Raw genomic sequence first — 25930 nt, 5'->3', positions numbered from 1 at the left:
ACCACCCGCCTCCGGAGAAAAGACCTACTCTGGGGTAGTTTCCACTGTTCGGCAGCGGCCCCGGCAGCGGCTACCGTGGATCGTCATCACCCTCCACCCGCAGGAGCACCCAGCCGTGCGTATCGCAGTCACCGGCTCCATCGCCACCGACCACCTCATGACCTTCCCCGGCCGGTTCGCCGACCAGCTCGTGGCCGACCAGCTCCACACGGTGTCCCTCTCCTTCCTCGTCGACAACCTCGACGTCCGGCGCGGCGGCGTCGGCCCCAACATCTGCTTCGGCATGGGCCAGCTCGGCGGCACCCCGATCCTGGTCGGCGCGGCCGGCTACGACTTCGACGAGTACCGCGCCTGGCTCGACCGCCACGGCGTCGACACCGGCTCGGTCCGCATCTCCGAGGTCCTGCACACCGCGCGCTTCGTCTGCACCACGGACAAGGACCACAACCAGATCGGGTCCTTCTACACCGGCGCCATGAGCGAGGCCCGCCTCATCGAGCTCAAGGCCGTCGCCGACCGCGTCGGCGGTCTCGACCTCGTCCTCATCGGCGCCGACGACCCCGAGGCGATGCTGCGCCACACCGAGGAGTGCAAGGCCCGCTCGATCCCCTTCGCGGCCGACTTCTCGCAGCAGATCGCCCGCATGGACGGCGAGGAGATCCGCACCCTCCTCGACGGCGCGACCTACCTCTTCTCCAACGAGTACGAGAAGGGCCTCATCGAGTCGAAGACCGGCTGGACCGAGGAGGAGATCCTCTCCCGCGTCGGCCACCGCGTCACCACGCTCGGCTCGCGCGGCGTCCGCATCGAGCGCGTCGGCGAGCCGGCGATCGAGGTCGGCTGCCCGGAGGAGGAGGCCAAGGTCGACCCCACCGGCGTCGGCGACGCCTTCCGCGCGGGCTTCCTGACCGGTCTCACCTGGGGCGTCGGCCTGGAGCGCGCCGCACAGGTCGGGTGCATGCTGGCGACGCTGGTCATCGAGACGCTCGGCACGCAGGAGTACACCCTGCGGCGCGCCAACTTCATGGACCGCTTCACCAAGGCGTACGGCGAGGAAGCCGCCGCCGAAGTCCGGTCCCACCTCTCCTGACCCCACCCCGCACCGCCGCACCGCCCCTGGGCCGCCCCCCCCGCAGGGCCCCCGCGCCCGGGCCGCGGTGCCGCCGCGCCACCGTCGCGTGCGCGCGTTCCGCGCCCGCCGTTCCGTTGCGGGCGGTCGTTCCGCCGGGGCGATGGGGGTCACCCATCGCCCCAGGGGGACGCCTGCCCGCACGGGGTGCAACGGAGGGCGCCGCCCCGCAGGGCGCGGGCACGCGCGAGGGGCGCGGCAAGGTTCCGTCCCCCGCGCGCGGCAGGGTCAGGAGGCGCGGCGGACGACGTAGGCGCGCCCCCCGCCGGGCCCCGCCGACTCGCCCTCGTACAGCTGGCCCCGCATCTCGCACCACGCCGGGATGTCCAGCCGCGCCGCCTCGTCGTCCGACAGCACCGTCACCGTCCCTCCCACCCGCACCGTCCCGATCACCTTCGCCAGCTCGATCACCGGGATCGGGCACCGCTTCCCGAGCGCGTCGACGACCAGGTCGCCCCTCTCCCCGCCCCCGCCCCCGGCCGGGCCGCCCCCGCCCAGCCGCTCCCGCACCGACGCGACGACCCGCGGCAGCACCTCCAGGAAGCGGTCCACGTCCGCCTCCTCCGTGCCGGCGGGCAGGGAGACCCGGACGTTCCCCTCGCTCAGCACGCCCATCGCGCGGAGCACGTGGCTGGGCGTCAGCGTCGAGCTGGTGCAGGAGGAACCGGACGAAACGGAGAAACCCTCCCGGTCCAGCTCCGACAGGACCGTCTCCCCGTCGACGTACAGGCAGGAGAAGGTGACGAGGTGGGGGAGGCGCCGCACCGGGTCGCCGACGACCTCCACGTCCGGCACCAGCTCCGGCACCCGCGCCCGGATCCGGTCGACGAGGCCCCGCAGCCGGGCGCCCTCCGCCGCCGCCTCGGCCCGCACCGCCCGCAGCGAGGCGGCCGCCGCGACGATCGCGGGGAGGTTCTCGAAGCCGGGCGCGCGGCCCGACTCCCTTTCGTCGGAAGGGCCTTGGGGCGCGAACCGCACCCCCTTCCGTACGGCCAGCAGCCCCACGCCGGCCGGTCCGCCCCACTTGTGCGCGCTGGCGGTCAGCAGCGACCAGCCCTCCGGCACCGGCCCCCACCCCAGTGACTGGGCCGCGTCCACGAGCAGCGGCACCCCGGCCTCCCGGCAGGCTCCGGCGACCTCGGCGACCGGCTGCTCGGTGCCCACCTCGTGGTTGGCGGACTGGAGGCAGGCGAGCGCGACCCCCTCGCCGAGCTCGGCCGCGAAGGCGTCCGGGTCCACCGCCCCGTTCCGGCCGACCGGAACCTCCGTCACCTCCCCGCCGGCCGTCGCGTGCGCCCCGCCCGCGTGCAGCACGGAGGAGTGCTCGACGGCCGAGACGACGAGGCGCCGGCCGGTCCGGCGGCGCCCGGCGAGCGCCCCCGACACGCCCGAGTGGACCGCGCGCGTCCCCGAAGGGGTGAAGACGAGCTCGTCGGGGCGGCAGCCGACCGCCTCCGCCGCGGCCTCCCGCGCCGCGTCGAGCAGCAGCCTGGCCCGCCGCCCCTCCCGGTAGAGCCGGGCCGGGTCGGCCCACCCCTCGTCGAGTGCGGCGAGCAGCGCCTGGCGGGCTACGGGGTGCAGGGGGGCGGCGGACGCGGCGTCGAAGTAGGGCATCCGCCCACGGTAGGGCCTGCGGTCCGGTGGCCTCCCCCGCGGCCCGCGGGCCGCGGGGGAGGGTCGGGCGGCGGGCGTCGGCCGACCGGGGTGAGGAGGTGTCAGGAGGGCGCCCGCGTCCGCCGTCAGACGCCCGAACGGGCGCTTCCCCGCCCTCCGCGGAACCTCCGGGTCCACCCCTTCGGGGACTCGGACGGCGCGTTGGGCACCCTCCCCGCGCGACCCCAAATAGCGTCCAGTAGGGTTTGGTCCGCATAAACATCCAAACCCCTGCCCGCGGCCGGGGCGGCGACCGACCAGCGAGACGGACGGCCGTGGCCGACCAACGCGGGCCGAGACTCTCGGGAAGGCGCTACGTGAGTCCCAACGGCTCCGACCGCTCGTCGCGGCGCCCGATGCGGCGGAAGCTGCCGCAGGTGCTGACTGCGGGCCTGATCCTGGCGACAGCCACCGGCTGCTCGTACAACTGGGAAGACTTCCCCCGCCTTGGCATGCCCACCCCCGTCACGGAAGAGGCGCCTCGGATCCTCTCCCTGTGGCAGGGGTCCTGGGCCGCCGCGCTCCTCACCGGCATCCTGGTGTGGGGCCTCATCCTGTGGTCGGTCATCTTCCACCGGCGCAGCCGGACCAAGGTCGAGGTACCTCCGCAGACCCGCTACAACATGCCCATCGAGGCGCTGTACACGGTCACCCCCCTCATCATCGTCTCGGTGCTCTTCTACTTCACCGCGCGCGACGAGTCGAAGCTCCTTGCCCTCTCGGACAAGCCGGCCCACACGATCAACGTGGTCGGCTACCAGTGGAGCTGGGGCTTCAACTACATCGAGAACGTGCCGGGTGTCGAGGGCGACGCGAAGACGGACAAGAACCTCGCGTCCATTCCGGACAAGTACATCGAGGAGTTCCCGGACAACGCGGGCGGCGTCTACGTCGCCGGCATCCCGGGCGACCGCAACCCGCAGACCGGCAACCCGGGCCCGACCCTGTGGCTGCCGAAGGGCGAGAAGGTCCGGTTCGTCCTCACCTCGCGTGACGTCATCCACTCCTTCTGGGTGGTTCCGTTCCTCTTCAAGCAGGACGTCATTCCGGGGCACACCAACGTCTTCGAGGTCACGCCGACCCAGGAGGGCACCTTCCTCGGCAAGTGCGCCGAGCTGTGCGGTGTCGACCACTCCCGGATGCTCTTCAACGTCAAGGTGGTCTCCCCGGAGCGCTACCAGGCGCACCTGAAGGAGCTGGCCGAGAAGGGTCAGACCGGCTACATCCCGTCCGGCATCGAGCAGACGGACCCGGCCAGGAACGCGGAGAAGAACCAACTGTGAGCATCCCCAACGAAACCAAGGGTGCCGCGGCTGAGGACTCGTACGAGAACGAGGTGCCCGTCCGCCGCAAGCAGCCCGGCAATGTGGTGGTGAAGTGGCTGACCACCACCGACCACAAGACCATCGGTACGATGTACCTGGTCACGTCGTTCGTGTTCTTCATCATCGGCGGCCTGATGGCGCTCTTCATGCGCGCCGAGCTGGCCCGTCCGGGCACGCAGATCATGTCGAACGAGCAGTTCAACCAGGCGTTCACGATGCACGGCACGATCATGCTGCTGATGTTCGCGACGCCGCTGTTCGCCGGTTTCGCGAACTGGATCATGCCGCTGCAGATCGGCGCGCCCGACGTGGCGTTCCCGCGGCTGAACATGTTCGCCTACTGGCTGTACCTCTTCGGCTCGATCATGGCGGTGGCCGGCTTCCTCACCCCGCAGGGTGCGGCCGACTTCGGCTGGTTCGCCTACTCCCCGCTGTCGGACGCGGTCCGCTCGCCGGGTGTCGGCGCCGACATGTGGATCATGGGTCTGGCCTTCTCCGGCTTCGGCACGATCCTCGGCTCGGTCAACTTCATCACCACGATCATCTGCATGCGCGCTCCGGGCATGACGATGTTCCGCATGCCGATCTTCACCTGGAACGTGCTGCTGACCGGTGTCCTGGTCCTGCTCGCCTTCCCGGTCCTCGCGGCGGCGCTCTTCGCCCTGGAGGCGGACCGCAAGTTCGGTGCCCACGTCTTCGACGCGGCCAACGGCGGAGCCTTGCTCTGGCAGCACCTCTTCTGGTTCTTCGGGCATCCAGAGGTGTACATCATCGCGCTGCCGTTCTTCGGCATCGTCTCCGAGGTCATCCCGGTCTTCAGCCGCAAGCCGATGTTCGGCTACATCGGTCTGGTGGCCGCGACCATCGCGATCGCCGGTCTGTCCGTGACCGTGTGGGCGCACCACATGTACGTCACCGGCGGCGTGCTCCTGCCGTTCTTCTCCTTCATGACGTTCCTCATCGCCGTACCGACCGGCGTGAAGTTCTTCAACTGGATCGGCACGATGTGGAAGGGCTCGTTGTCCTTCGAGACGCCGATGCTCTGGACGATCGGCTTCCTGATCACCTTCACCTTCGGTGGTCTGACCGGCGTCATCCTGGCCTCGCCGCCGATGGACTTCCACGTCTCGGACTCGTACTTCGTGGTGGCGCACTTCCACTACGTCGTCTTCGGCACCGTCGTCTTCGCGATGTTCGCCGGCTTCCACTTCTGGTGGCCGAAGTTCACCGGCAAGATGCTGGACGAGCGCCTGGGCAAGATGACCTTCTGGACGCTGTTCATCGGCTTCCACGGCACCTTCCTGGTGCAGCACTGGCTGGGCGCCGAGGGCATGCCGCGTCGTTACGCGGACTACCTGGACGCCGACGGCTTCACCGCGCTGAACACGATCTCGACGATCTCGTCGTTCCTGCTCGGCCTGTCGATGCTGCCGTTCTTCTACAACGTGTGGAAGACCGCCAAGTACGGCAAGAAGGTCGAGGTCGACGACCCGTGGGGCTACGGCCGCTCGCTCGAGTGGGCGACGTCCTGCCCGCCGCCGCGGCACAACTTCCTCACGCTGCCGCGGATCCGTTCGGAATCGCCCGCGTTCGACCTGCACCACCCTGAGATCGCTGCGGTCGACCAGCTCGAGAACAAGCCGCACGAGGCCGCGGCCCTCACGGGCAGCAAGGAGGCCGGCAAGTGAAGATCCAGGGCAAGATGTTCATCTGGCTGAGCGTCTTCATCCTTGCCATGGCGATCCTGTACGGCGTCTGGAGCAAGGAGCCGGTCGGTACGACGGCGCTCTTCCTGGCCTTCGGCCTCTCCATCATGATCGGCTACTACCTGGCCTTCACGGCCAAGCGTGTCGACGCGATGGCCCAGGACGACAAGGAGGCCGACGTCGCGGACGAGGCCGGCGAGGTGGGCTTCTTCGCCCCCCACAGCTGGCAGCCGCTCTCGCTGGCCGCCGGCGGAGCGCTCGCCTTCCTGTCGGTCGCGATGGGCTGGTGGATCATGTACTTCTCCGCCCCGCTGATCCTGGTCGGCATCTGGGGCTGGGTCTTCGAGTTCTACCGCGGTGAGAACCAGAACCAGTAGCAGCACCCCGCAACACCCCGAGGGGCCCGGTCACTTCGTACGCGAAGCGGCCGGGCCCCTCTTTTGCCGCGCTCGGCGCGCCCGCGGGCGGAACTGTCCTTAGCGTGAGGTCATGAACGACACGCCGCGCATTCGGACTGTTCTGAGCTGCACTCTTCTGGCCCTCACCGTGACCGCCGGTGTGACGGCGTGCGCGGGCTCCGACGGGCATCCGCTGTCGGAGAGCCCCTACGACGCGGCCGACCAGATCGCCTTCGCGGCCGCCGACGGCACCCGGCTGAACCCCGAGAAGCCGCTGGAGATCAGTGCGAAGGGCGACGACGGGCGGATCACCGACGTCACCGCCACCGACGCGGCCGGCCGCCACCTGGCGGGCGAGCTCACCGCGGACGGGCGCACGTGGCGTTCCACGGCCTCCCTGGCCGCCGGGACCCGCTACACCGTCAGGGTGGCCACGGAGGACGAGGGCGGGGCCCCTGGCGCCCGTACGTACACGTTCGAGACGGCCCCGGCCAAAAGGGCCCTGACCGCCACCTTCGGGCCGGAGGCGGGCACCTACGGCGTCGGACAGCCGATCACCGCCGCCCTCAGCCTCCCGGTGAAGGACCGGGCCGCGCGCGCGGTCGTCGAACGGGCCCTCAAGGTCCGCTCCACCCCCGCCGTCGAGGGCTCCTGGTACTGGGTGGACGACAAGACGCTGCACTTCCGGCCCAAGGAGTACTGGCCGGCCGGCACGCTCGTCTCGGTCAGCGGCAACCTCGACGGGCTGCGCGTGGGCGACAAGCTCTACGGCGGCCCGTCCGCCCCGCTCCGGCTGAAGATCGGCGACCGGATCGAGGCCGTCGCCGACGCCGGGTCGCACCACATGACGGTCCGCCGCAACGGAGAAGTGATCAATACCATTCCGGTGACCACCGGAAAACCGGGCTTCTCCACCCGTAACGGGATCAAGGTGGTGCTCGGCAAGGAGTACTACGTCCGGATGCGCGGCACCAGCATCGGCATCGCCGAGGGCAGCTCGGAGTCGTACGACCTGCCGGTGTACTACGCCACCCGGGTCACCTGGAGCGGCGAGTACGTGCACGCCGCCCCCTGGTCCGTGGGCTCCCAGGGCGTCGCCAACGTCAGCCACGGCTGCGTGGGCATGTCCACCGGCAACGCCGCCTGGTTCTACGAGACCGTCCGCCCCGGCGACATCGTCAAGACCGTCAACAGCATCGGCGAGACGATGGACCCCTTCGGCAACGGCTTCGGCGACTGGAACCTGTCCTGGGACAAGTGGCGCCGGGGCAGCGCCCTGGTGGCGGAGAAGGGCGACCCCACCGCCACCGAGGACGCCAAGGCGCGCCTCCGGCCGACCCTCTAGGGGCGGCTACGCGTCGATCGACAGGCGGGAGCGGATCAGGCCCGCCAGGGACGCCGCGAACTCGACCGGTTCCACCGGAAGGGTGACCGCGGCGTCCGCGCGGCTCCAGGTCGCCAGCCAGGCGTCCTGCGGGCGGCCGATCAGCAGCAGCACCGGCGGGCAGCGGAAGACCTCGTCCTTGATCTGCCGGCAGACGCCCATGCCGCCCGCCGGGACGGCCTCGCCGTCCAGCACGCAGACGTCGATCCCGCCCTCGTCCAGCCGCTTCAGCACGGCCGGGAGCGTCGCGCACTCCACGAACTCCACCGGGGGCACGTCCGCCGCGGGCCGCCGCCCGGCGGCGAGCCGGACCTGCTCCCGGGTGTTCGCGTCGTCGCTGTAGACCAGGACCGTGGCACTCGACTGCATCGTTCCTCCGTCCGGAAGGCGGGCCGGCCGTCCTCGACCGGTGCGCGGGATGCTACTCCGGTCCACACCCCGTCAACACCCGTTCAACACCTGTTCGAAGGGTGTCGGGAGGCCCCCGCGATGGGCCGTTCGGGCTGGACACACCCCCCTGACACTCCGAACGGCACCCCCCGGAGTGAGGGCGGGATAAGCGACCGACATAATGTCGGTCGTGGCGACAGTAACGACAGTAGATACCGGGCACGCGCACCCGTCGGTCAATCGACCGAACCTCACCAGCGTCGGAACCATCATCTGGCTGAGTTCCGAGCTGATGTTCTTCGCGGCCCTCTTCGCGATGTACTTCACCCTGCGATCGGTGACCGGTCCCGAGTTCTGGACGGAAAAGGCCGACGCCTTGAACTTCCCGTTCTCGGCGACCAACACCACGATCCTGGTGCTCTCCTCCCTCACCTGCCAGCTCGGCGTCTTCGCCGCCGAGCGGGGCGACGTGAAGAAGCTCCGGACGTGGTTCATCATCACGTTCGTGATGGGTGCGATCTTCGTAGGCGGCCAGGTCCTGGAGTACACCGAGCTGGTCAAGCACGAGGGCCTCTCGCTCTCGTCCGACCCGTACGGCACGGTGTTCTACCTGACCACCGGCTTCCACGGCCTGCACGTGACGGGCGGTCTCATCGCCTTCCTGCTGGTCCTCGGCCGGACGTACGCCGCCAAGAGGTTCACTCACGAGCAGGCAACCGCCGCCATCGTCGTGTCCTACTACTGGCACTTCGTCGATGTCGTCTGGATCGGCCTCTTCGCCACGATCTACATGATCAAGTAGTCGGTCACCGCCCGTCGCGGCGGCCCGACATCCAGCAAGCATCGACGCAGAAGATCCTGACACCGGGGTAATCCGTGAAAAAGCTCTCCGCACGACGACGCCATCCGCTGGCGGCGGTCGTCGTCCTACTTCTCGCGCTGGCGGCCACGGGGGGGCTGTACGCCGCGTTCGCGCCCGCGGGCACGGCGAAGGCCGATGAAACCGCCCAGTCCCTCGCCATCGAGGAGGGCAAGAAGCTCTACTCCGTCGGCTGCGCCAGCTGCCACGGAACCGGCGGTCAGGGCACCTCTGACGGCCCGTCCCTCGTCGGCGTGGGCTCCGCCTCCGTGGACTTCCAGGTCGGCACCGGCCGTATGCCGGCGCAGCAGCCTGGGGCCCAGGTCCCGAAGAAGAAGGTCATCTACTCGCAGGCCGAGATCGACCAGCTCGCGGCGTACGTGGCCTCCCTCGGTGCCGGCCCGATCACGCCGACGGACAGCCAGGTCGACCCCGCGGGCGCCGACGTCGCCAAGGGCGGCGAGCTGTTCCGCACCAACTGTGCCCAGTGCCACAACTTCACCGGCGAGGGTGGCGCGCTGACCCACGGCAAGTACGCCCCGAGCCTTGAGGGCGTGAGCCCGAAGCACCTCTACGAGGCCATGCAGACCGGCCCGCAGAACATGCCTTCCTTCCCGGACACCACCATGCCGGAGAAGGAGAAGAAGGACATCATCGCGTACGTCCAGGCCGTCAACGGCGAGAAGACCGTCAGCCCGGGCGGCCTCTCGCTCGGTGGTCTCGGCCCCGTCTCCGAGGGCCTGTTCGCCTGGGTCTTCGGCCTGGGTGCGCTGATCGCAGTTGCCATCTGGGTCGCGGCCCACACCGCTAAGGCCAAGAAGTCATGAGTACCCAAGAGATTCCAGAAGAGAACCTGCCGGCAGGGCAGGACACCGCGCACGGCGCGGTGAAGGTCGCGGACAACCCGTTCGCCGACCCGGGCCTCCCGCCCCACAAGCCGCGTGTCCAGGACATCGACGAGAAGGCCGCCCGGCGCTCCGAGCGCGCCGTCGCGTACATGTTCATCCTGTCGATGCTGGCCACCGTCGGCTTCATCGCCTCGTACGTGATCTTCCCGGTCGACAAGAACGTGTACATCTGGCCCTTCGGCCACGTGTCCGCGCTCAACTTCGCGCTGGGCTGGACCCTCGGCCTCGCCCTCTTCTTCATCGGCGCGGGCGCGGTCCACTGGGCCCGCACCCTGATGTCCGACGTCGAGATGGCGGACGAGCGTCACCCGATCGCGGCCACCCCCGAGGTCAAGGCGCAGGTCATGGCCGACTTCGCCCAGGGTGCCGCCGAGTCCGGCTTCGGCCGTCGCAAGCTCATCCGCAACACGCTCTTCGGCGCGCTGGCCATGGTGCCGCTCTCCGGCGTCGTGCTGCTGCGTGACATGGGTCCGCTGCCCGAGAAGAAGCTCCGCACGACGCTGTGGGCCAAGGGCAAGCTGCTCATCAACATGAACACGCACGAGCCGCTGCGTCCCGAGGACGTCGCCGTCGGTTCGCTGACCTTCGCGATGCCCGAGGGCCTCTCGGAGCACGACCACAACTTCCAGGTGGAGATCGCCAAGGCCGCCCTGATGATCGTCCGGATCCAGCCGGAGGACATCAAGGACAAGCGCGAGCTCGAGTGGTCGCACGAGGGCATCGTCGCCTTCTCGAAGATCTGCACCCACGTCGGCTGTCCGATCTCGCTGTACGAGCAGCAGACGCACCACGTGCTCTGCCCGTGCCACCAGTCCACCTTCGACCTGTCCGACGGCGCCCGAGTCATCTTCGGCCCGGCCGGTCACGCCCTCCCGCAGCTGCGGATCGGCGTGAACGACAAGGGCTTCCTCGAAGCGCACGGCGACTTCGACGAGCCCGTCGGTCCCGCCTTCTGGGAGCGCGGATGAGCACTGTGACCAACACGCAGAAGAAGGCGCCCGCCGGTGAGCGGGTCGCCGACTGGGCCGACGGACGCCTGGGGATCTACACGCTGGCCAAGGCCAACATGCGGAAGATCTTCCCGGACCACTGGTCCTTCATGCTGGGCGAGATCTGCCTCTACAGCTTCCTCATCATCATCCTGACGGGCGTCTACCTGACGATGTTCTTCCACCCGTCGATGAACGAGGTGGAGTACGCCGGCTCGTACGTCCCGCTCCAGGGACAGCTGATGTCCGAGGCGTTCAACTCGACCATGCACATCTCCTTCGAGGTGCGCGGTGGTCTGCTCATCCGGCAGATCCACCACTGGGCGGCGCTGATCTTCCTCGCCGGCATGTTCGTGCACATGATGCGCGTCTTCTTCACGGGCGCCTTCCGCAAGCCGCGCGAGATCAACTGGCTGTTCGGCTTCCTGCTGTTCTTCCTGGGCATGTTCACCGGCTTCACCGGCTACTCGCTCCCGGACGACCTGCTCTCCGGCACCGGTGTCCGCTTCATGCAGGGCGCGATCCTGTCGGTGCCGATCGTCGGCACCTACCTGTCGATGTTCCTCTTCGGCGGCGAGTTCCCCGGCGGCGACTTCGTCGCCCGGTTCTACTCGGCGCACGTGCTGCTGCTCCCCGGCATCATGCTGGGCCTGGTGGTCGCGCACCTGATCCTGGTGTTCGTCCACAAGCACACGCACTTCGAGGGCCCCGGCCGGACGAACAAGAACGTCGTCGGCATGCCGCTGCTGCCCGTGTACATGGCGAAGGCCGGAGGCTTCTTCTTCCTGGTCTTCGGCGTCATCGCGGTCATCGCGGCGGTCGCCTCGATCAACCCGATCTGGGCGCTCGGCCCGTACCGTCCGGACCAGGTGTCCACCGGCGCCCAGCCCGACTGGTACATGGGCTTCGCCGAGGGCCTGATCCGTGTCATGCCGGGCTGGGAGATCAACCTGTGGGGCCACACGCTGGTCCTCGGCGTGATGATCCCGCTGGCGATCTTCCCGGCGGTCCTCGCGGCCATCGCGGTCTACCCGTTCATCGAGTCCTGGATCACGGGCGACAAGCGCGAGCACCACATCGCGCAGCGCCCGCGCAACGCTCCGACGCGCACCGCCTTCGGCGTCGCCTGGATCACCGCGTACATGATCATGCTCATCGGTGGTGGAAACGACCTCTGGGCGACCCACTTCCACCTGTCGATCAACTCGATCACCTGGTTCGTGCGGATCTTCTTCTTCGCCGGCCCGGTCATCGCGTTCATCGTCACCAAGCGGATCTGCCTCGGCCTCCAGCGCCGGGACAAGGACAAGGTGCTGCACGGGCGCGAGTCCGGCATCATCAAGCGCCTGCCGCACGGTGAGTTCGTCGAGGTCCACGAGCCGCTCAGCCAGGGCGAGCTGTACCGCCTCACGGCGCACGAGCAGTACGAGCCCGCCGCGCTGCCGCCGGCCGTCGACGAGAACGGCGTCGAGCGGAAGGTCGGTGCGCTGGAGAAGCTCCGGGTCAAGCTCAACAAGGGCTACTACGGCGACGACAACCAGGTCGCCAAGCCCACCCTGGAGGAGTACAAGGAGATCCAGAGCGGCCACGGCCACCACTGAGACCCTCCCGACCTCCTGACGCAGGTCGCCACGGCGAGAGCCCCGTCCATTCGATGGACGGGGCTCTTTGCCGTTCCCGCGGATCGATAGGCTGGACCCCGTATCCGACGCACGATCATCAGGAGCTGCCATGAGCGCTGTGACCCCCGCTGGAGGACCTACCACGGCGGGCCGCTCCTGGCCCGTCCTCCTGAACGGCCTGCTGGAGGGGAAGGACCTCTCCGCCGACGACACCGCCTGGGCGATGGACCTGATCATGAGCGGCGAGGCGACCGACGCCCAGATCGCCGGCTTCATGGTCGCGCTCCGGGCCAAGGGCGAGACCGTCGAGGAGATCAGCGGGCTCGTCCGGACGATGTACGCGCACGCCAACACGATCGAGGTGCCCGGACCGGCCGTCGACATCGTCGGCACCGGCGGCGACGGCGCCAAGACGGTCAACATCTCCACGATGGCCTCCATCGTCGTCGCCGGCACCGGCACCAAGGTCGTCAAGCACGGCAACCGGGCCGCGTCCTCCGCCTCCGGCTCCTCCGACGTCCTGGAGAAGCTCGGCATCAACCTCTCCCTCACCCCGCGCCGGGTCGCCGAGGTCGCCGAGGAGGCCGGCATCACCATCTGCTTCGCGGTGAAGTTCCACCCCTCGCTGCGGCACGTGGCCCCCGCCCGCGGCCAGCTCGGCATCCGCACCACCTTCAACGTGCTGGGCCCGCTCACCAACCCGGCCCGGGTGAAGGCGCAGGCCGTCGGCGTCGCCGACCCGCGGATGGCGCCGATCGTCGCCGGGGTCTTCGCCGAGCGCGGCAACTCCGCCCTGGTCTTCCGCGGCGACGACGGCCTGGACGAGCTGACCATCACCGGCACCTCCCGGGTGTGGGTGGTCCGCGACGGCTCCGTCCGCGAGGAGGTCTTCGACCCGAAGGACGTCGGCCTCGCGTACGCGCCCCTGGAGGCGCTGCGCGGCGCCGACGCCTCCTTCAACGCGGACGTCGCCCGCCGCCTCCTGGCCGGCGAGACCGGTCCGGTACGGGACGCGGTGCTGCTCAACGCGGCGGCGGCGCTCACCGCGCTGGAGCCCGGCGAGGGCACCCTCGCGGAGCAGCTGCGGGCCGGGATGGCGCGGGCCGCCGAGTCGATCGACTCCGGCTCCGCCCGCGCGGCCCTGGACCGCTGGATCGCCGCCAGCAACGCCTGACGCGCGCCGCGCGGTCCGCGCGGTCCCGTCCCGGAATGCGGACGGGGTTGCGCGGATCGCGAGCGGTGGCATACGTTCTGCAACAGGTCATGAGTGACAGCCCTCAAGCCCCGGCTGGCTGTCCGGCAACCCTCCGTCCGTGGCGGGGTGCCCCGGGTGAAGACCAGGCCGTGGACAGCAAGGTCCTCGGCAAGCGCGGACCCCTGCGCCATCCCTGGGGTCCTGGTCCTCGAGGGAGCGGTCTCGTGAGCAAGCGAATGCGCTAGGGCCTCCGGCCCCTCTTCCCCTCCGTGCGGCACCCTTCTCGTCGCGCGTCGAGGCAACACCCGTACGCGACCGGCCCCTTCGTGCCGTCCTGCGGGCCTTCACGCCACTCGCCCCGCCCTCCCGGGAGAATCCGCCATGTCCGCACGCCCGCACGCCGCCACCGAGACCGCCACCGCCACCGCCGCCGACTCCGCCGACGCCTGCTGCACCGGCCCGCTGCCGGTCCTCGGGCGCGACGTCACCGTCCCCCTCGTCACCGGCGGCGAGGTGAGCTACGCGGCCCTCGACTACGCGGCCAGCGCCCCCGCCCTCCAGCGGGTCTGGGACGACGTCGCCGCCTACGCCCCGTACTACGGCAGCGTCCACCGCGGCGCCGGCTACCTCTCCCAGCTCTCCACCGACCTCTTCGAGCAGAGCCGCGCCACCGTCGCCGAGTTCCTCGGCTGCCGGGAGGGCGACCAGGTCGTCTTCACCCGCTCCACCACCGACTCGCTCAACCTGCTGGCCCAGGTCGTCCCCGCCGACTGCCAGGTCTTCGTCTTCGAGACCGAGCACCACGCCTCCCTGCTGCCCTGGCGCGACGCCCAGGTGACCTACCTGAACGCGCCCCGCACCCCGGCCCAGGCCGTCGACACCCTGGAGCGGGCCCTCGCCGACCGCGACCCCCACGGCCCCGCCCTGGTCTGCGTCACCGGCGCCTCCAACGTGACCGGCGAGCTGTGGCCGGTGCGCGAACTGGCCGCCGCCGCCCACGCGCACGGCGCCCGGATCGTCCTCGACGCCGCCCAGCTCGCCCCCCACCACCCGGTCTCCGTCGAGGAGCTCGACGTGGACTGGGTCGCCTTCTCCGGGCACAAGCTGTACGCGCCCTTCGGCTCCGGCGTCCTCGCCGGCCGTGCCGACTGGCTCCAGGCCGCCGAGCCCTACCTGGCCGGTGGCGGAGCCTCCCGCACCGTGGCCCGCCGCGCCGACGGCGGCGTCGACGTCGAGTGGCACACCACCGCCGCCCGCCACGAGGCCGGCTCCCCGAACGTCATCGGCGTCTACTCCATCGCCTCCGCCTGCAAGGCGCTGACCGAGGCCGGCTTCGACACCCTCGTCGCCCGCGAGCAGCACCTCATCGACACCGTCCGCGCCGGCCTCGCCGAGGTCCCCGAGGTCCGCGTCCTCTCCCTCTTCGGCGACGACGCCCCCCGCGTCGGGGTCATCTCCTTCGTCATCGACGGCTGGAACAGCTCCCACTTCGCCGCCGCCCTCTCCGCCGAGTACGGCATCGGCGTCCGCGACGGCCTCTTCTGCGCCCACCCGCTCGTCCGCACCCTGCTCGGCTCCGACGCCCAGGACCCGGGCGAGTGCGGCGCCCCCGAGCCCGCCGCCCCGGGCGAGCGCTCCCTCAACGCCATCCGCGTCAGCTTCGGGGCCGGCACCCCGGACGAGCACGTCGAGCGGTTCGTCGGCGCCGTGAAGGAGCTCGTCCGCGACGGCGCCCAGTGGAAGTACCGCACGGAGGACGGCCGCTGCGTCCCCGACCGCGGCTGAGCCGGACCGGTCAGGCCGCGAGCCGGGTCCCCACCAGCACCATCCGCAGGGCCCTCTCGGCCGCGTCCGCGAGGAACTCGGCGCCCCGGTCCAGGGCTTCGGGCAGGGCCACCGGCGCGGGCAGGATCGAGCCGTAGGCGTCGACCCCCACCGCCCGCACCTCGTGGGCGCCCTGCCCGAGCGTCCCGGCCAGGGCCAGGACCGGCACCCCGTGGGCCCGGGCCCGGCGCGCCACCTCCGCCGGGACCTTGCCCCGCACGGTCTGCCCGTCCAGGGCGCCCTCCGCGGTGATCGCCAGATCGGCGCGGGCCAGCCGGGCGTCCAGGTCGACGTGGCCGAGCAGCACCTCGAAGCGGGGGAGCAGCCGGGCGCCGAGCGCGGCGAGGCCCGCCCCGAGTCCGCCGGAGGCCCCGGACCCCGGAGCCCCGCCGAGCCCGGCGGGCGCGCCCAGGTCCCGTACGAGCAGCGCGGCCCAGTGGTCCAGGGCGGCGGCCAGTTCCTCGACCCGCTCGGGGCCCGCCCCCTTCTGCGGACCGAAGACCCGGGCCACGCCCCGCTCGCCGCACAGCACGTTGTACGGATTGCAGGCCACCAGCAGCTCGCAGGAGGCGAGCCGGGGGTCGAGCCCGGCCGGGTCGATCCGTGCGAGTCGCCTCAACGCGACTCCTCCGAGGGGGAGTTCGACTCCCTCGGCGTCCAGGAGCCGGGCGCCGAGGGCCTGGAGCGCACCCGCGCCGCCGTCCGAGGTGCCGGAGTCGCCGCAGCCGACGAGGATGCGGCGGGCTCCGGCGTCGAGCGCGGCCCGGACCAGCTCGCCCACCCCGTACGTGGTGGTGGAACCCGGGTCGCGGCGGTCGGCCGGCACCAGGGAGAGGCCCGCGACGGCCGCCATCTCGACCACCGCGGAGGAGCGGTCGAGCAGCGCGAAGTGGGTGCGGACCGGGAAGCCGACGGGGCCGGTCGCGATCCGGGGCAGCAGCCTGCCGCCGGTCGCGGCGGCCAGCGCCTGCGCGGTGCCCTCGCCTCCGTCGACCAGCGGTATCAGGTCGACGACGGCGTCCGGGCGGACCCGGAGCAGCCCTTCGGCGATGGCCTCGGCGGCCTCGGGCGCGGAGAGGGACTCCTTGAAGCCGCTGGGGGCGACGGCGATGTGAAGGCTCACGGCCGGGACTCCTGAAGGACGGGCACGCCGAGCAGCGGCCAGACGACGAGGGCGAAGCAGAGCACCAGGGCGGCGCTGAGCGGGGCGAGCACGGCGGAGAGCCGCAGCAGGTGGCGCGGGGTGAAGGTCGGGACCCCGTCCGGCGGTTCGGCGAAGAGGGCGACCGGCTTCGCCGAGGCCGGCAGCGTCTGGCAGAAGCCCGCGGCGGCGGTGGAGGCGAGCGCGGCGGCCACCGGGTTGATCCCGGCGCCCACCGCCGCGGCCACCACCAGCGGCACCAGGACCGAGGAGCGGGCCGAGCGGGACTGGAGCACCAGGTGGGCGGCGGTGCTCACGGCGACGACGACGGCGAGGAACGCCCACGGGGGCAGCCCGACCGGCATCCCGCCGACCAGCCACCCGGCCGCGCCGGAGTCGACCAGGGCCACGCCCATCGCGGTGGTCGCCGCCATGAAGAGCAGCATCGCCCAGGGCACCGACCGCAGCCCGTCCTTCATCCGGACCGTGCCGAGCGCGGGGGAGGAGGCCACCACCGCGCCGATCAGCGCGACCACCGCGGGCGAGACGCCGTGCAGCGGCTCGGAGCACCAGAGCGCCACCACCGTGCAGAGCAGCAGGAGGCAGCGCTGCTCGGGCGGGGAGAGCGGGCCCGACACCGGGGTGGCGGAGTGCTCCTGGAGCGCGGCGACGGTGATCCGGACGGGTTCCCGGCGCTCCTCGCGGCGGGTGGCGGTGAGCAGCACGGTCTCGGCCGCCAGGTGGGAGGCGGCCACCGCGAGCGGGAGGCCGAGCACCAGCCAGCGGGCGAAGCCGAGGGACTCGCCGGTCTGTTCCAGGAGCACCCGGACGGTGATCAGGTGGGCGCCCGCGCCGATCAGGGTGGCGACCGCCGACAGCAGGACGACGGTGGGGAAGAGCAGGGCCAGCATCACCACCAGCCGGCGCCGTCCGGCCAGCGCGTGGGCGAGGGCGAGGAAGACCGGCAGGGCCAGCGCGGCCCGCCCGGAGGTGGCCGGCACGGCGAAGGCGGTGACGACGAGCGCGGCGGTGGTGAGGTGGACCAGCCGGCGCACGGAGCGGGCCCCGGTGACGAGGAAGGCGGCCGCCCGGCCGGCGAGCCCGGTCCGGGTCACCGCCGCCGCGAGGACGAAGGCGCAGATCAGTAGCCAGACGGTGGCGTCGCCGAGGGTGGCGAAGAGGGTGTCGGCGCTGATCACCCCGGTGACGGTGAGGGCGAGTCCGGCGCCCAGCGCGATGTGGGTGTCGTCGACCGGGGCGGCGATCCAGGCGCAGGTCGCGAGGGCGAAGACGGCCAGGGTCAGCCGGGCCTCGCCGCCCAGGCCGGGGGCGGTGCCGGGGACGGCGAGCACCGCGCAGGCGCCGAGCGCGAGGCAGAGCCACACCGTCTGTCGGAGGGAGGGGTTCACGGGAACCACCCTCCGGCCGGCCGGTGAGCGGTCGATGAGCCCTCCATGAAGGAAGGTTCACGTACCTCCGGCCGGAGCCGTCACGGCATCCGGTACCCCATGCCCCGCACCGTCTCCAGCCGCTCCGCGCCCAGCTTCTTCCGCAGGGCCCGGACGTAGACGTCCACGATGTTGGAGCCGGGGTCGAAGTCGTACCCCCAGACGTGGGAGAGGATCTGCTCCCGCGAGAGCACCTGCCCGGGGTGGCGCAGGAACAGCTCCAGGAGCACGAACTCGCGGGCGGTCAGGTCCACCGTCCGCTCCCCGGCCCGGGCCCGGCGGGTCCGCAGGTCCAGGCCGAGGTCGCCGCTGCGGAGCACGGTGACCTCGGGGGCGCGGGCGGCGGTCCGCAGCCGCAGCCGGATCCGGGCCAGCAGCTCCTCGAAGCGGAAGGGCTTGGTCATCCAGTCGTCGGCGCCGCCCTCCAGACCGGCGACCGTGTCCCGGACCGAGTCGCGGGCGGTCAGGACGAGGACGGGCAGGGTCGCCCGGGCCTCGCGCAGCTCCCGCAGGACGGTGAAGCCGTCCCGGCCGGGCAGGCCGATGTCCAGGACCATCAGGTCGAAGCCTCCGGTGAGCGCCAGGGCGAGCGCGGCGTCGCCGTCGGCGGCCACCGTGGTGGTGAAGCCGTTGGCGCGCAGGCCCTTCTCGACGAAGGAGGCGATGCGCTCCTCGTCCTCGGCGATCAGGACGCGGTTCATGGTCCCTCCTCTGGGAACCGAGGATTCATTCCTCGAAGACAAGTGCGAAGGTGGCGCCGCCGCCCTCGGTCGGGCGCAGTTCGACCGCCCCGCCGCGGTGCCCCTCGGCGATCGCCCGGACGATGGCGAGTCCGAGCCCGGCGCCGCTGGTGCGGGCCCCGCGCCGGGCGGTGCCCCGGCGGAAGCGTTCGAAGATCACCGCGGCGTCCTGCTCCTGGACGCCGGGGCCCCGGTCCGCCACGTACAGCTCGATCCGGCCGCCGGCGGTCCGCGAGCCGATCGCGATCCGGTCGCCCGGCACGGTGTGCTGGACGGCGTTCTGCGCCAGCTGCACCATCGCCTGGGTGATCCGCTGGGCGTCGAGCGAGACCTCCCGGTCGGCCACCCCGTCGAGCACCCAGTCGCGGTCGCCCAGCGCCCGGGCCTTCACGAAGACGTCGGCGGTGAGCTCGCCGAGCTGCACGGGCCCGGTCCGCACGAAGTCCGGCCGTTCGGCCTTGGCGAGCAGCAGCAGGTCCTCCACGATGCGGCTCATCCGGTCGAGCTCGTCGGTGACGAGCCGGACCGTCTCCGCCCGCTCGGCCGGGTCGTCGCCCATCAGCTCCAGGTGCCCGCGGACGATGGTGATCGGGGTCCGCAGCTCGTGCCCGGCGTCGTCCACGAACTGCCGCTGTCCGGCGAAGGCCCGCTCCAGCCGGTCGAGCATCGCGTTGAAGGTCTCGGCGAGCGCGGCGATGTCGTCCTTGCCCTGGACCGGGATCCGCTGGGTGAGGTCCCGCTCGGTCAGCTCGGCGGCGGTCGTCCGCACCACCCGTACGGGGGCGAGGATGCGGCCGGCGACCACCCAGCCGACACCGGTGGTCAGCAGCAGCGCCACTCCCGATATGGCCAGCAGGATGCGGAAGGCCTCGTCGGCGATGGCCTGCTGCCGGTCGGCGTGGAAGGCGACGACGAAGGCGGACGGCGGCCCGCCGGTCTCGATCGGCACCTTGGCCCACCGCACCTCGCCCTGCCGCCGGTCGATCCGGCCCGAGGGCTCCCGGGCGGCGGCGACGGCGACGAGCGAGGGCCGGTCGCGGTGGAGGGGGAGGCCGCTCGGCAGGTCGCGGGACTGCCGGACGACCCGCGGGGCGGGCCCGCCGGTGCCGACCAGGCCGAGCAGTTCCTCGTCCGGGTCGGAGTACTGGCGCTGGAGGAAGACCCGCAGCAGCGCCTCGGGGTCGGTGAAGCGGCGGCCGGTGTCCGGGTCGACGCCCTGGGCCACGAAGTTGGCGAACTCCCCGGTCTCCTGGGTGAGCAGCTGGTTGATGCGGTGGTCGGCGTCGCGCAGCAGCAGGGTGCGGGTCACCACGGCGACCGCGGCCAGCGCGACGCCCATGACGAGCAGCAGCCAGAGCAGGATGCGGACGCGGGCGGAGAGGCGGTGTTCGGAGCGTTTCACTCGTGGTCGTCATCGTCGTCGTCGCCCGTGGCGGAGGGGCCGGGCACGACGGAGTCGGAGGGCGGCGGCGTCGGGGAGGACGGCGACGCGGGGGAGGCCGTCGGGGTCGCGGGACCGGTCGGCGCGGTTCCCGCCGGGGTCGGCGTGGTGGAGAGGTGCACGGCGGGCGGGACCCGCGGTGCCTCCGGCTCGTCGGTCAGCGCGTAGCTGGTCGCGGCGATCCCGAGCGGGACGGCGACGACGGCGACGAGGCCGGCCATGCGGTGGGTGAAGGACATGGCGTCAGGGTGGGGCCCGGAGGCGGGCGCCCGGATGAAGCCCGGATGAGGATTCCTTCATCCGGGCGCCGCGCCGCCCCCCCCGGCGCGGTGACGCGGTGTCCTCCGTACGGGGTCCCGGGCACGGAGTCCCGGGCACGGAGCCCCCGGTGCGGGGCCCGGCCTCAGGACTCCAGGCCGATGGCGAAGGCCGCCTCCAGGTCGTGCTGCGAGTAGGTGCGGAAGGCCACGTGGGTGTCGGTGGCCTCGACGCCCGGGATCTTGCTGATCCGGCCGGGGATGACCTCGGCCAGGTCGTCGTGGCGCGGCACCCGGACCATCGCGATGAGGTCGTAGGTGCCGGTCACCGAGAAGACCTCGCTGACGTTCTCGAGCGCGGCGATCGACTCCGCGATCTCGGGGATGCGGTCCACGCTGGTCTTGATGAGGACGATCGCGGTGATCACGGCTGGCTGTCTCCCTCGGTCGCCGCTGCTGGGGTTTTCACTCTATCCCCACCCCGGAACCGCACCCAGGCGTAGAGGAAGCCGACGGAGAACCCCACGACGTGGGCCAGATAGGCGACCCCCGGGCCCGCGCCCGCCGTCCGCGCGGCCAGCCACTGGAGCGTGAACCAGAAGACGAGCACCGCCCAGGCCGGGAACCGCAGCGGCAGGAAGAAGAGGAAGGGGAAGAGGCTGGTCACCCGGGACCGGGGGAAGAGGAAGAGGAAGGCGCCGAGCACCGCGGAGATCGCCCCCGAGGCCCCGACCAGGGTCTGCTCGCTGTCGGCGTGCGCCGCCGCGTAGCCGAGCAGCGCCACGTAGCCGGTGCCCAGGTAGAAGAGGGCGAACTCGGCGTGCCCCATCCGCTCCTCGGCCATCGCCCCGAAGACCCAGAGGAAGAGCATGTTGCCGAGCAGGTGGAGCCAGCCGCCGTGCACGAAGAGGGCGGTGAAGGGGGTGAGCAGCGCGCCCGGGTCGCCCCGCATCAGCTCGGCCGGCACCACCCCCCACCTCCGGAAGTAGGCGCTCTGCGCCGAGAGGAGCTCGTCGCCGGTGCCGTACGACGGGTTGAGTCCGGAGACCGGGCTGACAATGAAGAGGAGACAGCAGGCGGCGATCAGCCCGTAGGTCACCGCGGGTCCGGTACGGACGCCCCTGTAGGCGCCCAGGGCCGTGCCTCGCCAGTCGATCATGGACAGATCATGGCCCAGAAGGGACGAAGTGGACAGAGCGCCTCGCCGGGCCGGGGGGCCTGTGGTGAGGCCGTAGGGTTACGGGATCGAGCACCGCAGTCCGACGGCGCACCGCGGCTCCCGCACCGGTACCACCACGACAGGAAGAAGGACGGCCACCATGACGACGGTTCCCCTGCCGACCGCCGACACCCGCTGGCGCTGCACCCTCTGCGGCAACCTGACCCGCTTCGACGTCACGCGCTCGTCCAAGGTCGTCGAGTACGTCCATCTGGACCTCTCCGGGGAGCCCAAGGTCGAGGAGCGCGAGGTGCTCAGTGAGACCATCGAGTCGGTCCGCTGCCGCTGGTGCAACGCGGTGGACCAGATCGAACTCGTGGACAAGCCGGGCGTCGAGTCCTGAGGGACGGCGCCGACGACAGTAGGGGTGACGGATCGTGGAGCAGCCCGCGCACGGTGGCGAACCGGCCGGCGCGGCAGGTGACGCTGCCGAGACGCTCGACCACCCCCTGCCGGAGGGGGTGCGGCGGCGGGTGATCGCGCTGGTCGCCGACGCCTTCGGCGGCCTCACCGTCGCCGAGCTGCCCGCCCCCCTGCGCCAGTACGCCCGCTTCACCGCGAGCCGGCGCGCCAAGTTCGCCGGCAACGCGATGGCCGCCGCCCTGGAGGGCGATCCGCTCTTCCGGCAGCGGATCGGGGAACGGCTCAGGCAGGCCCAGCCGGAACTGGCCGCCTCCGTCGAGACCGGCACCCCGCCCGCCGCCGCCGACCCCGTCGACGTGGCCGCGGCGGCGTACGTGCTCCGGCCGCCGGGCTGGGCCAAGCTGGTGGCCGCCGCCGGCGAGGAGGTCCAGCGGGCCGACGCCGAGCGCGCCGACGAGGCGGGCCGGCGCGAGGTGGAGCGGCTCCGCGAGGAGCTGGCCGCCGCCCGCGAGCGGACCCGGGGCGAGACCGAGCAGCTCCGCCACGACCTGGAGGCCACCCGCAGGGAAGCCGAATCGCTTCACCGCAAGCTGCGCAGCGCCCAGAGCGACGTGAAGCGCGGCGAGGCGGCGGTGCGCCGCCTCCAGGCCGAGTTCGAGGCCGCCCGCTCCGAGTCGGCGGCCCAGGTGTCCGCCGCCGAGAGCGAGTCGCGGCGCCTGAAGGCCCGGCTCGGCGAGGTGGAGGCGGCCCTGGAGGCGAGCCGCCGGGCCGCCCGCGAGGGGCGCTCGGTGGAGGACATGCGGCTGCGGCTGCTGCTCGACACGGTCCTCGACGCGGCCCAGGGGCTGCGGCGCGAACTGGCCCTGCCCCCGGTGTCGGTGCACCCCGCCGACACCGTGGACGCGGTGGAGCCGGGGCGGATGTCCCCGAAGGACATCGCGACCCGCGCGCTGTCGGAGACCGATCCCGCCCTGCTCGACCAGCTGTTGACGCTGCCGCAGACCCATCTCGTCGTCGACGGCTACAACGTCACCAAGACCGGTTATCCGACGATGCCGCTGGAGAAGCAGCGGCTGCGGCTGCTCGGCGGGCTCTCCGCGCTCGCGGCCCGCTCGGGCGCCGAGGTCACCTGCGTCTTCGACGGGGCGGAGCTGGCCGCGCCGGTCCTCCTCGCGCCGCCGCGCGGGGTGCGGGTGCTCTTCTCCAAGCCCGGTGTCACGGCGGACGAGTTGATCCGCCAGCTGGTACGGGCGGAGCCGCCGGGGCGGCCGGTGGTCGTGGTCTCGACCGACCGCGAGGTGGCGGACGGCGTCGCGAAGGCCGGTGCGCGACCGGTGGCGTCGGCCTTGCTCCTGAAGCGCCTTTCACGTCTCTCGTAACGACTCGCCCGGGTCGCAACTCTTGCGCCCTATGCCCGTTTTATGGACGGCGGACCGTCAAGTGCCCGTCACGCGCCGTGTGATGCGTGTAAATAAAGTGCTGCGTGGGCGAGTTTTTTGCCAGCGGGATTTGAACTGATCACAACTTGGTCACTAGGGTCGAGCCTCGAACCTTCGCGCGGTTGATCACCCACCCGGGCGATCCGTGGAGGAACCGCCTGCCCCTGACCGGCCGGGCGGCTCGAGGAAGAGGAGCTCGCCTTCGTGGCGTCCCACCGTCGACCCAAGCAGCCGAGCCGCACCCGCGTGACCGTGCTCACCGCGACCGCGGCCGCCGCCGTCGCGTTCTCCGCCCAGACCGGAGCCCAGGCGGCCCCCAAGCCGAAGATCGACGAGGTCAAGGCCAAGGTCGACGACCTGTACCACGAGGCCGAGGAGGCCACGGAGCAGCACAGCCTCGCCGAGGAGCGCCGCGGCAAGCTGCAGAAGGAGATCGGCCAGATCCAGGACCGGGTGGCGCGTGGTCAGCAGGAGCTGAACACCCTCCGGGACCAGATCGGTTCGGTCGCCAGCGCCCAGTACCGCTCCGGCGGCATCGACCCGGCGCTCCAGCTCTTCCTCTCCTCGAACCCCGAGGACTACCTGGACAAGGCGTCCGCCATCGGCCGCGTGACGGACCAGCAGGCCGACGTCCTCGCCACCATCCAGGACAAGCAGCGCACCCTCGCCCAGCAGCGCGCCGAGGCCACCGCCAAGCTCGCCGACCTCGAAGAGGTCCGCAAGACGCTCGGCGAGAAGAAGGCCAAGATCCAGAGCAAGCTCACGGACGCGCGCAAGCTGCTCGGCACCCTCACCGCCGCCGAGCGCGCCCGAATCCAGCAGGAGGAGCAGGAGAAGGCGCAGCGCGCCAGCCGCGCCGCCGGCGAGCGCGTCGACCTGGGCAACGAGGTCGCCGCCAACGGTCTGGGCGCCGCCGCCCTCGCCGCCGCCGCCACCCAGATCGGCAAGCCGTACCAGTCCGGCGAAGAGGGTCCGTACGCCTACGACTGCTCCGGCCTCACGCAGTGGGCCTACGGCAAGGCCGGCGTCAAGCTCTCCCGGGTCACCTACACCCAGCAGAACGACGGCACCAAGATCGGCCGCAGCCAGCTCAAGCCGGGCGACCTGGTCTTCTTCAACAGCCTGTCGCACGTCGGCCTGTACGCGGGCAACAACACGATCCTGCACGCCCCCAAGCCGGGTGCCAGCGTCCGCTACGAGTCGATGGACTACATGGGCACCTTCCAGTTCGGTGTCCGCATCGGCGGCTGACCCGCCCGGACGTGCCGCCCGAACGGGTGGTTCGCCCCACCTCTCGCTGACCTGACGCCCCGCCGGTGACCTCGTGATCTCCGGCGGGGCGTCATTTTGTGTGCCCGGCGCCTTCGTTGGACGCGACCTGGTGAGCGGCTACTGTCTGCCGCGCCAGTCGCACGAGACGAACGAGAGGAAGCGCGCGCCGTGGCCTCCCACCGCCGACCCGCCCGGGTCACCGTCCTGACCGCCGCCGCCGTGGCCACCGCGGCGGCCTCCCTCGGCGCCGTCCCCGCGAGCGCCGACCCGGGCGCCGGCACCGAGGCCACCCGCGCCAGGGTCGACCGCCTCTACGAGGAGGCCGAGCGCGCCGCCGAGGGCTTCAACCAGGCGGACGAGAAGGCCGACGCCCTGCGGCGCAAGGTCGGCCGGGCGCAGGACAGCCTCGCCCGCGGCCAGGAGCGCATCAACCGGATGAGGGGCGCGCTCGGCGCGCTCGCCGGCGCCCAGTACCGCTCCGGGGGGCTCGACCCGGCGCTCGTCCTGCTGCTCTCCTCCGACCCCGACAGCTACCTCGACCGGGCCTCCGCCCTCGACCGGGCCACCGCCCGGCAGAGCGCCGCCCTCACCGAGCTGCAGCGGGAGCGCCGCCGGCTCGACCAGGAGCGGGCCGAGGCCCGCACCGCCCTCGGCGAGCTGGAGCGCAGCCGCGCCGAGGTGGCCCGCCACAAGCGGTCGGTGGAGCGGAAGCTCGCCGAGGCCCGCCGGGTCCTCGCCTCCCTCACCGCCGCCGAGCGCGCCGACTACGAGCGGGCGTCCCGCTCCGGCGGCCGCTCCGCGGGCCCGGGCGAGGAGCTGCCGCCGCCGGCCGACCTCGGACCGGGCGACCCGCGCGGCGCGGCCGCGGTGATGGCCGCCCGCAGCGCCGTCGGCAAGCCGTACGTCTGGGGAGCGACCGGCCCCTCCGGCTTCGACTGCTCGGGGCTGATGGTCTGGTCGTACCGGCAGGCCGGCGTCAGCCTGCCGCGCACCTCGTCCGCCCAGCGGTACGCCGGCCGGCAGGTGCCGCTCTCCCAGGCCCGGCCCGGCGACCTCGTCACCTACCGCGGCGATGCCAGCCACGTCGCCATCTACGCCGGGAACGGGCAGGTCATCCACGCCCCCTACCCGGGCGCCCGGGTCCGCTACGACCCGGTGAACATGATGTCCCACGTGACGGTGACCCGGCTCTGAGCCCGCCGCCCCGCGGCTCCGGGAGGCGTGACGC

23 protein-coding genes, 1 pseudogene and 1 riboswitch are annotated in these 25930 nt (G+C 72.0%); of the genes and pseudogenes, 15 read left to right on the top strand and 9 right to left on the bottom strand.

Features of this window, described 5'->3' with window-relative positions:
* The first annotated feature begins 115 nt into the window (after positions 1–115).
* Positions 116–1090 (top strand): carbohydrate kinase family protein, encoded by a 975-nt coding sequence (locus IE287_RS18870; RefSeq protein WP_189850246.1) that lies wholly within the window; start codon positions 116–118, stop codon positions 1088–1090.
* 267 nt (positions 1091–1357) lie between these two features.
* On the opposite strand, the gene IE287_RS18865 is transcribed toward IE287_RS18870, so the two are convergent.
* On the bottom strand, positions 1358–2743 hold the full coding sequence (locus tag IE287_RS18865; protein ID WP_189850245.1) for a cysteine desulfurase/sulfurtransferase TusA family protein: 1386 nt from the start codon (positions 2741–2743) through the stop codon (positions 1358–1360).
* Between the two features lie 356 nt (positions 2744–3099).
* Between IE287_RS18865 and ctaC the strand changes: the two genes are divergently transcribed.
* The 4 genes from ctaC to IE287_RS18845 all read left to right on the top strand — a co-directional run bounded on the left by ctaC (position 3100) and on the right by IE287_RS18845 (position 7556).
* Positions 3100–4065: an aa3-type cytochrome oxidase subunit II gene (ctaC, locus tag IE287_RS18860; RefSeq protein WP_189850244.1), complete on the top strand. Its 966-nt coding sequence runs from the start codon at positions 3100–3102 to the stop codon at positions 4063–4065.
* Positions 4062–5795, top strand: a complete 1734-nt coding sequence (gene ctaD, locus IE287_RS18855; protein WP_189850243.1) for an aa3-type cytochrome oxidase subunit I — start codon at positions 4062–4064, stop codon at positions 5793–5795. Before ctaC ends, ctaD begins: the two co-directional genes overlap by 4 nt.
* Positions 5792–6190, top strand: a complete 399-nt coding sequence (locus tag IE287_RS18850; protein ID WP_189850242.1) for a cytochrome c oxidase subunit 4 — start codon at positions 5792–5794, stop codon at positions 6188–6190. The genes ctaD and IE287_RS18850 overlap by 4 nt, the downstream gene beginning before the upstream one ends.
* A 112-nt stretch (positions 6191–6302) precedes the next feature.
* Positions 6303–7556 carry a L,D-transpeptidase gene (locus IE287_RS18845; protein WP_189850241.1) on the top strand — a complete coding sequence of 418 codons (1254 nt, stop codon included), beginning with the start codon at positions 6303–6305 and terminating at the stop codon, positions 7554–7556.
* Positions 7557–7562: 6 nt separating this feature from the next.
* On the opposite strand, the gene IE287_RS18840 is transcribed toward IE287_RS18845, so the two are convergent.
* The gene (locus IE287_RS18840; RefSeq protein ID WP_189850240.1) at positions 7563–7964 is read right to left on the bottom strand and encodes a DNA-binding transcriptional response regulator; all 402 of its coding nucleotides are present in this window, start codon (positions 7962–7964) and stop codon (positions 7563–7565) included.
* Between the two features lie 202 nt (positions 7965–8166).
* On the opposite strand from IE287_RS18840, the gene ctaE reads away from it, so the two are divergent.
* From ctaE to IE287_RS18810, 6 genes are all read left to right on the top strand, one after another.
* A complete protein-coding gene (gene ctaE / locus IE287_RS18835; protein ID WP_189850239.1) occupies positions 8167–8787 on the top strand; it encodes an aa3-type cytochrome oxidase subunit III in 621 nt (206 codons plus the stop codon).
* A gap of 74 nt (positions 8788–8861) precedes the next feature.
* Positions 8862–9671 (top strand): cytochrome bc1 complex diheme cytochrome c subunit, encoded by an 810-nt coding sequence (gene qcrC / locus IE287_RS18830; RefSeq protein WP_189850238.1) that lies wholly within the window; start codon positions 8862–8864, stop codon positions 9669–9671.
* Entirely contained in the window at positions 9668–10720 is a 1053-nt protein-coding gene (qcrA, locus tag IE287_RS18825) for a cytochrome bc1 complex Rieske iron-sulfur subunit (RefSeq protein WP_189850237.1), read from the top strand. Before qcrC ends, qcrA begins: the two co-directional genes overlap by 4 nt.
* Positions 10717–12342, top strand: a complete 1626-nt coding sequence (gene qcrB / locus IE287_RS18820; RefSeq protein WP_189850236.1) for a cytochrome bc1 complex cytochrome b subunit — start codon at positions 10717–10719, stop codon at positions 12340–12342. The genes qcrA and qcrB overlap by 4 nt, the downstream gene beginning before the upstream one ends.
* Positions 12343–12472: 130 nt before the next feature.
* Positions 12473–13537, top strand: a complete 1065-nt coding sequence (gene trpD / locus IE287_RS18815) for an anthranilate phosphoribosyltransferase (RefSeq protein ID WP_189850235.1) — start codon at positions 12473–12475, stop codon at positions 13535–13537.
* An 85-nt stretch (positions 13538–13622) separates the two neighbouring features.
* Positions 13623–13739: riboswitch (SAM riboswitch) on the top strand.
* Between the two features lie 200 nt (positions 13740–13939).
* Positions 13940–15343, top strand: a complete 1404-nt coding sequence (locus IE287_RS18810; protein WP_189850234.1) for an aminotransferase class V-fold PLP-dependent enzyme — start codon at positions 13940–13942, stop codon at positions 15341–15343.
* Here the strand turns inward: IE287_RS18810 and IE287_RS18805 are convergent.
* The 7 genes and pseudogenes from IE287_RS18805 to IE287_RS18775 all read right to left on the bottom strand — a co-directional run.
* Positions 15304–16505 (bottom strand): annotated as a pseudogene (locus IE287_RS18805) (glycerate kinase family protein); the annotation flags it as partial. The gene IE287_RS18810 and the pseudogene IE287_RS18805 sit on opposite strands and share 40 nt — an antisense overlap.
* Positions 16502–17932 (bottom strand): SLC13 family permease, encoded by a 1431-nt coding sequence (locus IE287_RS18800; protein WP_189850232.1) that lies wholly within the window; start codon positions 17930–17932, stop codon positions 16502–16504. The gene IE287_RS18800 and the pseudogene IE287_RS18805, both read right to left, overlap by 4 nt.
* Positions 17933–18012: 80 nt before the next feature.
* Positions 18013–18672, bottom strand: a complete 660-nt coding sequence (locus IE287_RS18795; protein WP_189850231.1) for a response regulator transcription factor — start codon at positions 18670–18672, stop codon at positions 18013–18015.
* A 25-nt stretch (positions 18673–18697) separates the two neighbouring features.
* Positions 18698–20050: a sensor histidine kinase gene (locus IE287_RS18790; protein ID WP_189850368.1), complete on the bottom strand. Its 1353-nt coding sequence runs from the start codon at positions 20048–20050 to the stop codon at positions 18698–18700.
* 59 nt (positions 20051–20109) lie between these two features.
* Positions 20110–20391, bottom strand: coding sequence for a small hydrophilic protein (locus IE287_RS18785; RefSeq protein ID WP_189850230.1), 282 nt, complete (start codon positions 20389–20391; stop codon positions 20110–20112).
* A 164-nt stretch (positions 20392–20555) separates the two neighbouring features.
* A complete protein-coding gene (locus IE287_RS18780; protein ID WP_030497568.1) occupies positions 20556–20837 on the bottom strand; it encodes an Lrp/AsnC family transcriptional regulator in 282 nt (93 codons plus the stop codon).
* A complete protein-coding gene (locus IE287_RS18775; RefSeq protein WP_189850229.1) occupies positions 20834–21568 on the bottom strand; it encodes a rhomboid family intramembrane serine protease in 735 nt (244 codons plus the stop codon). The genes IE287_RS18780 and IE287_RS18775 overlap by 4 nt, the downstream gene beginning before the upstream one ends.
* Before the next feature lie 160 nt (positions 21569–21728).
* Between IE287_RS18775 and IE287_RS18770 the strand changes: the two genes are divergently transcribed.
* From IE287_RS18770 to IE287_RS18755, 4 genes are all read left to right on the top strand, one after another.
* A complete protein-coding gene (locus IE287_RS18770; protein WP_189850228.1) occupies positions 21729–21971 on the top strand; it encodes a hypothetical protein in 243 nt (80 codons plus the stop codon).
* A gap of 34 nt (positions 21972–22005) precedes the next feature.
* The gene (locus IE287_RS18765) at positions 22006–23370 is read left to right on the top strand and encodes an NYN domain-containing protein (protein ID WP_189850227.1); all 1365 of its coding nucleotides are present in this window, start codon (positions 22006–22008) and stop codon (positions 23368–23370) included.
* Positions 23371–23634: 264 nt separating this feature from the next.
* A complete protein-coding gene (locus IE287_RS18760; RefSeq protein WP_189850226.1) occupies positions 23635–24681 on the top strand; it encodes a C40 family peptidase in 1047 nt (348 codons plus the stop codon).
* A 189-nt stretch (positions 24682–24870) separates the two neighbouring features.
* Positions 24871–25896, top strand: coding sequence for a C40 family peptidase (locus IE287_RS18755; protein WP_189850225.1), 1026 nt, complete (start codon positions 24871–24873; stop codon positions 25894–25896).
* Positions 25897–25930 lie beyond the last annotated feature (34 nt).

Origin of the sequence: Streptomyces omiyaensis (assembly GCF_014650895.1) — a bacterium.
Taxonomy (GTDB): domain Bacteria; phylum Actinomycetota; class Actinomycetes; order Streptomycetales; family Streptomycetaceae; genus Streptomyces; species Streptomyces omiyaensis.
This window is presented reverse-complemented; position numbering and strand designations above follow the sequence as displayed.